Genomic DNA, 11,889 nt, shown 5'->3' with positions numbered 1-11,889 from the left:
GATAGTGAATGTCATTGAATGCAACCCGCAACCGCCTAACCTTGCGCGCGGAGAATGAAGGGAGGCGAAGGCATGGAAATCAGGGATCGGGTCGTTCTGGTGACCGGGGCCGGATCGGGCCTTGGGGGTGCCGTGGCGCGCATGGTGGTGGAGGGCGGCGGCAAGGTCGTCCTGCTGGACGTGAATGCCGAAGCGGGCACCACGCTCGCGGCCGAGCTTGGCGCGGTCGCGCTGTTCCAGCGCACCGATGTCACCAGCGACGCCGAGGGGCAGGCGGCGATTGCCGCCGCGCTGGGCGCCTTTGGCCGGGTGGATGCGCTGGTGAACTGCGCGGGCATCGCGCCGGGCGAACGCATCGTCGGCCGCGACGGGCCGCACGCACTGGACAGTTTCGCGCGGACCATCTCGATCAACCTGATCGGCACCTTCAACATGCTGCGCCTTGCCGCTGCCGCCATGGTGGCAAACGATCCCGGCCCGGATGGCGAACGCGGGGTGATCGTCAATACGGCCTCCATCGCGGGGATCGAGGGGCAGATTGGGCAGGCGGCCTATGCCGCTTCGAAAGGCGGGGTGATCGGGATGACATTGCCTGCCGCGCGCGAACTGGCGCGCAGCGGCATCCGTGTCATGACCATCGCGCCCGGCCTCTTCGCCACGCCGATGATGGCCGGTCTGCCGCAAGAGGTGCAGGACAGCCTTGGCGGCACGGTGCCCTTCCCGCCACGTCTGGGGCAGGCGCAGGAATATGCCGCGCTGGTGCGCCATATCTTTGAGAACCGCATGCTGAACGGCGAGGTCATCCGGCTGGACGGCGCGCTGCGCCTTTCGCCGCGCTGAGGACAGGAGGAAACCATGGCACGAACGGACGATCCCGTTGTCATCACCGGCTATGCCCGGACACCGATGGGCGGCTTCATGGGCGATTTCGCTGCCCTTTCCGCCAGCGAACTGGGGCTGGTGGCGACCAAAGGCGCGCTGGCGCGCAGCGGGCTGGACCCGCAGGCGGTGGAGCAGCTTTATTTCGGCTGCGTCCTGCCCGCCGGGCAGGGGCAGGCGCCCGCGCGGCAGGTCGCGCTGGGCGCCGGGCTGCCATTGTCCACCGGGGCGGTGACGCTGAACAAGATGTGCGGCTCTGGCATGATGGCCGCCATGCTGGCACATGACGCGTTGCTGGCGGGCAGCGCCGAAATCATCGTGGCGGGCGGGATGGAAAGCATGTCAAATGCGCCCTACCTGCTGCCCAAGGCTCGCGCAGGTTACCGTATGGGCCATCGGCAGGTGATGGACCACATGTTCCTCGACGGGCTGGAAGATGCCTATGACAAGGGTCGCCTGATGGGCACCTTTGCCGAGGATTGCGCGCAGACCATGGGCTTCACCCGCGAGGAACAGGACGGCTATGCGCTCACCTCGCTGTCGCGGGCGCGGGCTGCGATTGCCGATGGCAGTTTTGCGGCCGAGATTGCGCCCGTGGTGCTGAAGGGCCGTGGGGGCGAGACGGTCATCGACACCGATGAACAGCCCGGCAAGGCACGGCCAGACCGTATCCCGACCCTGCGCCCGGCGTTCCGCGAGGGCGGCACGGTGACGGCGGCCAATTCCTCGTCGATCTCGGACGGGGCGGCGGCGCTGGTGCTGATGCGCCGGTCCGAGGCGGAAAAGCGCGGCCTGACCCCGCTTGCCGCGATTCGCGGTCATGCCACCCATGCCGACAAGCCGGGCTTGTTTCCCACCGCGCCCATCGGCGCCACGCGGCGGCTGATGGATCGCGCCGGATGGTCGCTGGCCGATGTGGACCTGTTCGAAGTGAACGAGGCTTTCGCGGTGGTGGCCATGGCCTCGATGCGCGAGCTGGACCTGCCGCATGACAAGGTGAACGTGCATGGTGGCGCCTGCGCGCTGGGCCATCCGATCGGGGCTTCCGGCGCACGGATCATGGTCACGCTGCTGTCTGCCTTGCAGAAATATGGCCTGAAACGCGGCGTCGCCTCGATCTGCATCGGCGGTGGCGAGGCAACGGCGGTGGCGCTGGAGCTACTGTAAGGATCGGTGTGCAACAGCCTTTCGCTGCCGACCCCGTGGCAAAGGAATAGCTGTTGCACGTCTTCCTGCGCTCGTTTAAACGAAGCCGCGATGCTTGGGTCGGATGACTGGCCACGACAGCAGGAAAGACTTGTGCGCGCGGCCCGCCCGTTGTAGGCCGCAGCAGAGAAGAATGCCGGTGTAGCTCAGCTGGTAGAGCACGTCATTCGTAATGATGGGGTCGGGGGTTCGAGTCCCTTCACCGGCACCACTAACCAAATGAAGACAAGCGGTTAGTGGTGCGTATTTCTTCTCAGTTCCGATCAGCAGAAAATCCGTAGGCCCTTGGCCCGTTCAGGAGCTGACACAATCTGCCCCGGTCAGAATGGTTTCCTGCCCGTCCGCGAGGCGGATGACGACCCCCTGTGGCGAGGTCAGGTTGTGCAGGGCAGGGATGTCCCGCCCTGTCAGCAGCCCGCGCAGCACCAGCAAAACCACTTTATGCGCCACGATGATGGCAGGGCGTTGCATGTCGTCAAGAAACGATCGGAGCCTGAGGGTCAGCTTTTCCAGCCCCTCGCCGCCCGGCGCGTTCTGGTAGAGGTCGAAATCATCCTTGCAACTGGCCGCCAGTGAAGGGAATTGCGCGGCGCGTTCGGCGGGGGTCAGCCCTTCCCACGCCCCGCAATCCAGTTCGCGCAGGCGCGCATCCGTCACGGGACCCACCCCGCCAAGCGCGATGGCGGCGGTGCGTTGCGCGCGGGGCAGGGGGCTGGCGTAACAGGCATGCCCGCCGAGGTCCGGCAGATGGGTGGCAAGAATGCGCGCCTGTTGTTCGGCCTGCCGCAGGCCCAGTTCGGTCAGCGGCGAGTCCTTGCTGCCCTGAATGCGCCCTTCCCGGTTCCATTCGGTTTCGCCGTGGCGCAACAGCAGGATTTCGGCGGCGCTCACAGCAGCACCGCGCTGTCGGTATTGGCGGAAAGATGCACGGCGGTGCCGGGTTCGAACCAGTCCTGCCCGGCGCTGTGGCTTTGATCGACCACGATTTCGGCACCGCCTGCCTGCACCAGATAGCGGATCTGGCTGCCCAGAAACTCGCGGTGCAGGATCTGGCCGGAAAGCGCATTCGCGCCCGCCTCGCGGCGCAGCGTGATGTTCTGCGGCCGCAGAACCATGCGCGTGCCGGTCCGGCCGGCGCTGGAAGGCAGCGACAGCGTATCGCCGGTGCGGGTGCGGAATCGGGCGCCGCCGGTATCAGCCTCGACCGTGCCTTCCAGAATGTTCGCCGTGCCCAGAAACTGTGCCACGAACAGGTTGACTGGCGTGTCATAAAGCTGCTGCGGCGTGCCAACCTGCTGGATCACGCCGCCATCCAGCACCGCCATGCGGTCGGCGGTGGTATTGGCCTCCTCCTGATCATGGGTCACGAAGATCGTGGTCAGCCCCAGCTTGCGTTGCAGTGCCAGAAGCTCGCGCCGCATCTGCACGCGCAGGCTGGCGTCGAGGTTCGACAGCGGCTCGTCCAGAAGCAGAACCTTGGGCGCGATGACCACCGTGCGGGCCAGTGCGATGCGCTGCTGCTGCCCGCCCGAAAGCTGATTCGGCATGCGGTCGGCCAGATGGGCAAGGCCCACCAGCTCCAGCGCCTCATCTACGCGGCGGCGGATCTCGGCGCTGGCCACCTTGCGTTCGCGCAGGCCGAAAGCCACATTCTCGCGCACCGACATATGCGGCCAGAGCGCGTAGGACTGGAACACCATGCCGACATCACGCTTCCACGGCGGCAGATCGGCCACGGGTCGCCCGCCGATGCGGATTTCGCCCTGCGGACGTGGCCCGAAGCCGGCAATCGACCGCAGAAGCGTCGATTTGCCAGAGCCGGAGGGGCCGAGGAAGGCGAAGAATTCGCCCGGTTCGATGGTCAGGTTGACCCCGGTCAGCACATTGGTGCTGCCGAAGGACAGATGCAGGTCGCGGATTTCGATTCCGGCCATTTCGCTGTGCATGTGAAGAACTCCTTGCAGCTTGTCTCAGTGCTCGCGCCCGGTGGTGCGCAGCTTCTTGTCGCGTTCGATGATGATCTGGGACAGGACCGTGCCCAGTGCGACGATGACCACGGCCAGCATTCCCAGCGCCGCCCCCGCACCGCGCCCCGACGGGGTCTGCATGAACAGGTAGATGCCATAGGCCAGCGGGCTGTCGCTGTCCGAGGACACCAGCATGATGGTGGCCGACAGTTCCACCGCCGCTGTGGCGAAGCTGGTCACGAAGCCCGCAAGAATGCCGCCGGTCATCAGTGGAACCACGATCTTGCGGATCGAACGCAGCTTGGTTGCGCCAAGGCTTTCGGCCGCTTCCTCCAGGGCGAGGCTGACCTGTTGCAGCGCCGCCATGCAGGCGCGCAGCGCGTAGGGCAGGCGCCGGATTGTCAGCGCCAGCGCGATGATGACCCACCAGCTTGCCAGCGGCTTGTCGAGGAAGGGCACGTTCACATCCTGGAAGGTGCGCAGATAGCCGATCCCGAGCACCACGCCCGGAACGGCCAGCGCGGCGGTGGCAAGGTAATCCAGCCACTTGCGCCCTGCGATGCCGGTGCGCAGCACGATATAGGCGATGGCGGTGCCGATCAGCACGTCCAGCGTGGCGGCGAGGCCCGCGTAAAGGACGGTGTTGACGACGTAATCCTGCGACGCTTCCCACATCCGGGCGTAATTGGCGAGGGTATAGCCGTCGGGCAATGGCGCGAAGCTCCAGATCGTGCCGATGGACAGCAGGAACAGCCCGATATGCGGTGACAGCACCACGGCGAGGATGAACATCACCACGCCATAGGCCAGCACCTTCTCGCGCGGGGCGAGGTCGCGCTTTGCCAGACCGCCGCCGCCCTTCTGGACCGTCGCATAATCCTTGCCGCGCATCACGAGGAACGAGGCCCAGAGCGACAGGATCGAGAAGGCGACCAGAATGACCGAGATCACATAGCCCATCGGATCACTGATCCCGACAGAGGTGATGCGCAGATAGGCCTGCGGGGCCAGCATGTTGTTGACGTTCAGCAGCAGCGGTGTGCCCAGATCATCGAACACCTTGATGAACACCAGTGCGGCCCCAGCCACATAGCCCGGCGTTGCCAGCGGAAACACCACGCGGCGGAACAGCCGCAGCCCGTGCGCGCCAAGGTTTTGCGCCGCTTCTTCCATCGAACGGTCGATGTTGCGCAGGCTGGCCGACAGGTTGATCAGGATGAAGGGGAAATAGTGGATCGACTGCACGAGGATCACACCGTTCAGCCCCTCCATGAAGGGAATGGTAAAGCCCAGATGCTGCCGCAGCAGCAGGTTGATCGTGCCATTGCGCCCGAAGATCAGCTGCATCGCTACCGCGCCCACGAAGGGCGGCATGATCAGCGGGATGAAGCCAAGGCTCTGGATCAGGGCGGAGCCACCGAAGTTGAACCGCGTGGTGATATAGGCCAGCGGCAGCGCGATTACCGTCGCCACCACCACCGACATGGCCGAAACGTAGAAGGAATTGACAAAGCTTTCGCGGAACAGCGCCGTGGCGAAGAAATCACCGAAGTTCTGAAGCGTCAGCGCGCCGGTCGCCGGGTTCTGGAAGGCGACATGGATGACCTGAAGCACCGGGAAGATCAGGAAACCGATCAGGAAGATGGCGATGAAGACGCCGGTCAGCGCGATGGGGCTGAGGCGCGGAAACAGGAAGGCGGGAAGCCGGTCGGCAAGCGTCTGCCGTCCCGTGCCCGTGGCGGGTCTGTGGCTCATGGGGGTGTCCTGCTGGAAAGGGTGCGTGGTGCCGCCGGGAGCGGCCGCACCACGCTGACGGGCGCCGCGGGGCCCTACTTTCCGCGGCGCCGGTTCGGGCATCACATGCCGGCGGCTTTTTCCGCCAGTTCACGGGCCTTGGCGTAATTGGCCACGACCATCGCATCCCATTGCTGTTCAAGCTCGGCCTGACGTTGGCCGATCTCGTCGCCCTGTTCCTTGCGGACCTTCGTGAAGGCGCCTGCAAAGGCCGGGTCGAGGCTTTGTTCCTCGGTGATCGGCATGGCCTCGATCAGCTTGCGCGCCTCGGCGATCAGCGCCTTGGCTTCGGCATTGTCGCTGCCCGCATGCTTTTCTTCAGCCAGTTGCACAGCGCGCACGGCGGCGCGCAGGTCGTCCAGCCGGTAGGTGACCATGACGTCGAAAAGCGAGCTGACGACGTAGTAACGCGCGCCCGATTTATCGACATCGAACTTCACCGCCGCGCCGATGGAATTGTCGGTGAACGGGTTCGGGAGCCCCTCGGGTGCCTTGGCATAGGTGGAGGGGTTGACCGGCAGACGCATGATTGCCGGATCGAACAGCGTTTCCTGCCCCGGTTCCGACAGCAGGAAGGATACGAAAGCCTTCGCCCCCGCCTCGTTCGCCGGATTGGCGACGATGCCGATATTGGCGGGCACCAGCGCGGTGACCGTCGGATAGGCGAAATCGACCGGGAAGCCCGAGGCGCGCGACGAAAAGGCGAAGAAGTCGATCACGATGCCCATGCCGAAATTTCCGGTGTTCACCCCGTCCGGCACGCCGAAGGACCGTTCGGTCACGCTGGCGAAGTTGCCCGCCATCCATTTCCAGTCGGCCCAGCCCTGATCCCAGCCTTCGCCCTGAAGCACGGTTTCCACCGTCAGATGCGTGGTGCCCGACCGCGAGGGCGAGGACATGCCGACATGGCCGAAATACTCGGGCTTCTCCAGATCCGCCCATTCGCGTGCAGGCTCCAGCCCGTTCGCCTCCATGTAGCGGGTGTTCCACATGATGCCGTAGCCCGAGGCGGCAAAGCCGTAATAGAACCCGTCGGGATCGTTGATCGGGTAGCTGCCGATCTGGTCGGGGATGCCTTCGGTCGAAAGACCGGCCTTCAGCAGCAGGCCCTCTTTCTTCAGCACCTCGAATGCATCCGGGGCTGAGGCCCAGAACATGTCGGCGGTGTTGTTCGAAGCGATTTCCTTGATGTATTTCACACCGGATGAGGTGCTTTTGTTCAGCACCTCCAGATCATATTCCGGGTGTGCGGCCTCGAAGGCCTTTTCGATCACCGAGGTCATGTCCTCGGGGAACGATGTGACGATCACCACCTTGTCGGCCGCATAGGCCGTGCTGGCAAGACAGGTCAGCGCCGCGACAGCGACGGACCCGCGGAGTGCTTTGCCCATGGTTCTCCTCCCTTGAGCGTTTCATTTCGCCCGCTTAGGGGTAGGGGGTGCATGAGGTTTGCACAAATTATTGATTTTAATTGATATTTCTATAAGTTTCGGGTCAACTGTGACGCGCGGTGCGGGTCAGTTCTGACCCGCCGTCACAACCCGCAGGCTTTCAGGCGCAGGTAAAGCCGCTTGCGCGGAATGGCCAGAGAATCAGCGGCTTCGGCCTTGCGGCCGCCGCTGTGCCGCAGCGCGGACATCAGCAGCGCGGTTTCAAATTCGCGCATGGCCTCGTCATAGCTTTGCGGACCAGCCGCCTGCGCATTGTCTTCGCGCAGCGAAACGCGCAGCCCGATCACAAGCCGTTCGGCCACGCCGCGCAACTCTCGCAGGTTGCCGGGCCAGGCGTGGTTGCGCAGGCGACGGATTTCGGTGGCCGAAATTTCAGGAAACGGGCGCTTGTGACGGGCGACGGCCTCGCGCAGGAAATGTTCGAACAGCAGGAAGAAATCTTCGCCACGCTCGCGCAGAGGTGGCACCTCGATCTCGGCGAGGTTCAGCCGGAAGATCAGATCGGTAGGCAGATCCGCCAGATCCTCGGGCGGCATCGCGGCCACGACCCGGCACCCTCCCGCGGTTTCGGGGCTGGTCAGAAGCGAAACCATACGCAGTTGCAGCGCCTTGCTCATGGTGGAGATACGGTCGATGAACAGCGTGCCTTTCGCCGCAAGCTCCAGCACGCCGGGGCGGCCTGCGCCATTGCCAAGGAAGGTTTCATCGAAATTCGTCTCGGTCAGACCGCCGCCATCCAGCATGACGAATTCGCCCTCTGACCCGGAAAAATCGTGGATCACGCGGGCGATCTGGCCCTTTTCAGTGCCGGTTTCACCGACCAGAAGCACATCAACACGATGCCCGGTCACCGCCTCCACCTCGCGGCGCAGGGTCTTGACCGGATCTGACTTGCCAAGAATGCGGGCGCGGATGTCAGTGCCGCGTGCGATCCGGGCTTTCAGTCGCTGGTTTTCCAGCACGAGTTTACGGGCGTTCAATGCGCGCCGGACGGTAGCGATCAACAGTTCGGGCGGGGCGGGCTTTTCCAGAAAGTCGAAGGCACCGCTGCGGATGGCACCGACGGCGGCCTTGATGTCGCCATGCGCGGTGATCAGCACGAAGGGAACAGAAGGCGCGGCCTTGCGCACGGCGGTCAGCAGGTCCATCCCTGACATGCCCGCCATGCGCAGGTCTGACAGGATGATCCCCTCAAATTCCGGCTCCAGCACCGCCAGCAGATCCGGCCCTGCCGCGAAACCGCGCGTGTCAAAGCCCGAGCCTTGCAGAAGTTCCAGCGTGGCGTCGCGGAAATCGGGATCGTCGTCCACGACATAGATTTCATGTCCCATCGGTCGGACCCTCTTTCGCGCAGGGCAGGCGCAACGTGGCGACTGCGCCCTGACCCTCGTCCCGCGACGAGATGCGCAGATCGCCCTGCATGTCGCGCATGATGTTGTAGGAAATCGACAGCCCCAACCCCAGCCCGCGCCCGGCTTCCTTGGTGGAAACGAAGGGCATCATGGCGCTGTCGGGATCCAGATTGCCCAACCCCACACCAGTATCAGAGATGTGCAGCAACCAGTCGGCGCCCTGCCGCAACGCCGCAACCTCGATCCTGCGGCGATCGGGTGGGGCATCCGGGCCCAGATCCTCGATCGCATCCACCGCATTCGTCAGCAGGTTGAGGATCACCTGTTCCGTCAGGATCGGATCGCCGGTCACGTTCGCTGCGCGGGTGCCGGGGGCGATGTCCAGCCTGACGCCGGTTTCGGCAAACCTTGTATCCAGCAGGGCTGCCGCCTCATCGGCCATTGCACCAAGATTCAGCGTCTGGCTTTCGAACCGGCCACGCCGCGCAAAGCGTCGCAGATGCTGGATGATGCCCTGCATCCGCTCGGCCAGTGCGGTGACAAGCTGCGCCTGCCGTTCCACCCCAGCCATGTCGCCCGCCTCGGCCGCCGATTTCAGCAACGCCATGCGATAGGTCATGGCGCCAAGCGGCTGGTTCAATTCGTGGCTGATCCCGGCGGCAAGGGTGCCAAGCGCTGCCATCTTGCCCGCCTGAACCAACTCGTCCTGCGTGGTGCGCAGATCGGCGATGGCGCGATCCCGCGCGGCAATGGCGCGGCGAAATTCACCCACCGCAAAGGTCAGTCGGGCCATGTCATCGCTGGCGGGCGGGGGCGGGGCCTGACCTTCCGCCGTCGCCAGCAGATCTTCGGTCAGGCTGCGTAACGGCACCACGATCCGGGTGCGGATCAGCCTGTCCAGCGCCATCGCGCCCAGTAAACCCACCAGAAAAGTGCCCCCGATCAGCCAGAGCGCCATGCGCCGGACGCCGGTGGCCGAGGCTTCGATACGGGCCAGAACCTCGGTCTTTTCATGGGCGGAAAGCCGTTCCAGCCGGGTCTGCAGCGCCTTGATCCCCTGAAGCGTGGTTTCGATGGCGGCATAGGATTGCGCCCGCGTTTCCAGCCAGATCTGCCGCTGCCCAAGGATCGACCTGTCGCCCTCGACCAGTGCAAACAGCCGCTGCAACGACTGGCGCAGGGTCAGATATTCTGGCGCTTCGGGCACTTGCGACAGGCGTTCTGCCATGCGGGTGGCAAAGTCCTGCAACAGCGTGGACAACTGGTCGATCCGCTCGGCGTCGTCTGCCACCGCGCCCTGCACGATCAGGGTCATCGCCGTGGCCGCATCGGCGCCGATCTCGGCAAAGACATCACGGTTGCGCCGTTCGCGCGAGATGGCGGCGGCAAGGGCATCGCGGTCGCGCGGACTTTCGGCGCGGCGCAGCTCCAGCATCCGGCTTTCGATGTTGTAATCGAAATCCCGCAAGATCGGTTCGATCTCGTCCTGAATGTCGATGTTCAGCCAGCGCAGGCTGTCCAGCGATGTCGCGATGTCGCGTGACAGGGCAAGCTGGGCCTGTGTGCCCTGAATGACTTTCTGCATGCTGGCCCGCAGTGGCATCCCGGTAACCGGCGCCGTGCCCGAGGGCTGTGCGGCAAGGGCCTGCGTCAGCGCGGCGTCGATACGGCGCGTTTCCGCCAGTAGCGCGGCCTCATCCGCCTGACCGCCCAGAACTGAGGTTGCCAGCCCCGCGAGATCCGCCGAATGGCGGGCGAGTTCGCCGGTCAGCACAAGGCGTGGCACTTCGGTATCGGCAAGGGCGCGATACCGGCCCTGCGCCTGCCACAGGAAATAGATTGCCAGCGCCAGATTGACCCAGAGCAGAAGAATGATCAGCCCCACGACCAGCAACAGGCGCTGCCAAATGCCCAGATGGCGGATCATGGGCGGCCCCGCTGTTCAAGACCGGACAGCGCGAGCTCAATCTCGGCCAGTTGCCGGTCGATCCGGGCCTGCCATGCGCGGACCAGATCGCGCTGGGGTGTCGGCAGGTCTGTCAGTTCCATCACGCGATTGGCGAAACTGGTGTCGCCCGCGGTGCGCACCTCAAGTTCCGAAATCGGAATCGACTGCATCGCCCTTCGGATAGCGGCTGTTTCGGCCGCAGGCGCGCGGCTTTCCAGGGCGTGCAGGCGTGTCCAGAGGGCGCGGCGCCGGTCAAGCCGGTCGGTGATCGCCAGATCGAAGATCACGTTTACCGCCCAATAGCGTTCCGAGGCCAGCCCGGCATTATAGCGCAGCCATTGCGAGCGGACGGCGGCCCGGATTTCCGGTGGTATCAGGTCGCCCGCCGCTTCGCGCACGCGGGGGGAAATCGGGATACGGCCGATGCCGGGTTGCAGCAACAGGCGTTGCCCCGCGTCATCGGTGACGGCGGCTATGAAGGCGCAGCCACCTAGCGGATTGCCTGCACCCGCCAGCAACCCGATCTGCGCCGGGAACAGGATGGCGGGCGTGCCATAGTGGAATTGCAGTTCCGGTTCCGCCGTTCCGGCAAGAAAGTCGATGGTCAACCCGATGTCGAACCGCCCGCTGCGGATGCCGTCGGTCACCCCGAAGCTGCGCGAGGTGATGGTGGCAAGGTTTTCGGTCAGGGCGAGGAAGTATCGCCAGCCATCGTTCCAGCCCCGCACCTGAAGAAAGCGTTCCACCGTCATATGCGCAGTGCCGGAACGCGAGGGCGGCGCCATGCCGATCTGGCCGCGCCATTGGGGCGCCAGAAGGTCGTCCCAGTCCTGCGGCGCGCGCGGTCCGTCACGGCGCAAGGTCCAGCCGATCGAAGACAGCGCGAAGGGGCCATAGCCTTCGGCCGGGATTGCGGTGCAGCCGGACTCATGTGCGAACCGTCCGCGCCGCGCCAGCAACTCGAACGACTCGGGGGCGGAAGCCCAGAAGATGTCGAAGGCGCGATCATTTCCGCGCAGCAGTTCCTCCACCGCCGAAACGGTGTTCTTGTTCAGCACCAGAACATCCAGTTCCGGGATCTGTGCCTTGATACGGGCGACATAGGGATCGGTCATCGCGGGCGGCATCGAGGTCAGGATGCGCAGCACCTCGGCCCGCGCGGGTGTGATCCCCACAAGCAGGCCCAAGCCGTATATGCAAACGGCCAGCGCCGCCTTGCGGTGCGCCCTGCCGGGCCAGAAACTGCCCATAAGTATCGTCCTCCCCGGCTCATCAGAAACGGAAAGGGCGTT

9 protein-coding genes and 1 tRNA gene are annotated in these 11,889 nt (G+C 64.8%); 3 read left to right on the top strand and 7 right to left on the bottom strand.

The window, feature by feature from the left end; translation table 11 throughout:
* The first annotated feature begins 72 nt into the window (after positions 1-72).
* The 3 genes from D2N39_RS21035 (at position 73) to D2N39_RS21025 (ending at position 2,296) form a co-directional block, all read left to right on the top strand.
* Positions 73-840 carry an SDR family NAD(P)-dependent oxidoreductase gene (locus tag D2N39_RS21035; RefSeq protein WP_119136722.1) on the top strand — a complete coding sequence of 256 codons (768 nt, stop codon included), beginning with the start codon at positions 73-75 and terminating at the stop codon, positions 838-840.
* 15 nt (positions 841-855) lie between these two features.
* Positions 856-2,046, top strand: coding sequence for an acetyl-CoA C-acyltransferase (locus D2N39_RS21030; protein WP_119136721.1), 1,191 nt, complete (start codon positions 856-858; stop codon positions 2,044-2,046).
* A 174-nt stretch (positions 2,047-2,220) separates the two neighbouring features.
* Positions 2,221-2,296: transfer RNA gene (locus D2N39_RS21025), tRNA-Thr, on the top strand.
* Between the two features lie 83 nt (positions 2,297-2,379).
* Here D2N39_RS21025 and D2N39_RS21020 read toward each other — a convergent pair.
* From D2N39_RS21020 to D2N39_RS20990, 7 genes are all read right to left on the bottom strand, one after another.
* The gene (locus D2N39_RS21020) at positions 2,380-2,976 is read right to left on the bottom strand and encodes a histidine phosphatase family protein (protein WP_158589896.1); all 597 of its coding nucleotides are present in this window, start codon (positions 2,974-2,976) and stop codon (positions 2,380-2,382) included.
* Positions 2,973-4,031 (bottom strand): ABC transporter ATP-binding protein, encoded by a 1,059-nt coding sequence (locus D2N39_RS21015; protein WP_054301990.1) that lies wholly within the window; start codon positions 4,029-4,031, stop codon positions 2,973-2,975. The genes D2N39_RS21020 and D2N39_RS21015 overlap by 4 nt, the downstream gene beginning before the upstream one ends.
* A 24-nt stretch (positions 4,032-4,055) precedes the next feature.
* Positions 4,056-5,807 carry an ABC transporter permease gene (locus D2N39_RS21010; RefSeq protein ID WP_119136719.1) on the bottom strand — a complete coding sequence of 584 codons (1,752 nt, stop codon included), beginning with the start codon at positions 5,805-5,807 and terminating at the stop codon, positions 4,056-4,058.
* Positions 5,808-5,908: 101 nt separating this feature from the next.
* Positions 5,909-7,237, bottom strand: coding sequence for an ABC transporter substrate-binding protein (locus D2N39_RS21005; RefSeq protein WP_119136718.1), 1,329 nt, complete (start codon positions 7,235-7,237; stop codon positions 5,909-5,911).
* A gap of 143 nt (positions 7,238-7,380) precedes the next feature.
* The gene (locus D2N39_RS21000) at positions 7,381-8,628 is read right to left on the bottom strand and encodes a sigma-54-dependent transcriptional regulator (protein ID WP_119136717.1); all 1,248 of its coding nucleotides are present in this window, start codon (positions 8,626-8,628) and stop codon (positions 7,381-7,383) included.
* Positions 8,618-10,576, bottom strand: coding sequence for a sensor histidine kinase (locus D2N39_RS20995; protein WP_119136716.1), 1,959 nt, complete (start codon positions 10,574-10,576; stop codon positions 8,618-8,620). The genes D2N39_RS21000 and D2N39_RS20995 overlap by 11 nt, the downstream gene beginning before the upstream one ends.
* Positions 10,573-11,847 carry an ABC transporter substrate-binding protein gene (locus D2N39_RS20990; protein WP_119136715.1) on the bottom strand — a complete coding sequence of 425 codons (1,275 nt, stop codon included), beginning with the start codon at positions 11,845-11,847 and terminating at the stop codon, positions 10,573-10,575. Before D2N39_RS20990 ends, D2N39_RS20995 begins: the two co-directional genes overlap by 4 nt.
* Positions 11,848-11,889 lie beyond the last annotated feature (42 nt).

It is taken from the genome of Gemmobacter lutimaris (assembly GCF_003570715.1).
In the GTDB taxonomy this organism is placed as follows: domain Bacteria; phylum Pseudomonadota; class Alphaproteobacteria; order Rhodobacterales; family Rhodobacteraceae; genus Gemmobacter; species Gemmobacter lutimaris.
Note: the sequence above shows the minus strand (reverse complement) of the source record. Positions and strands in the feature narration are given on the sequence as shown.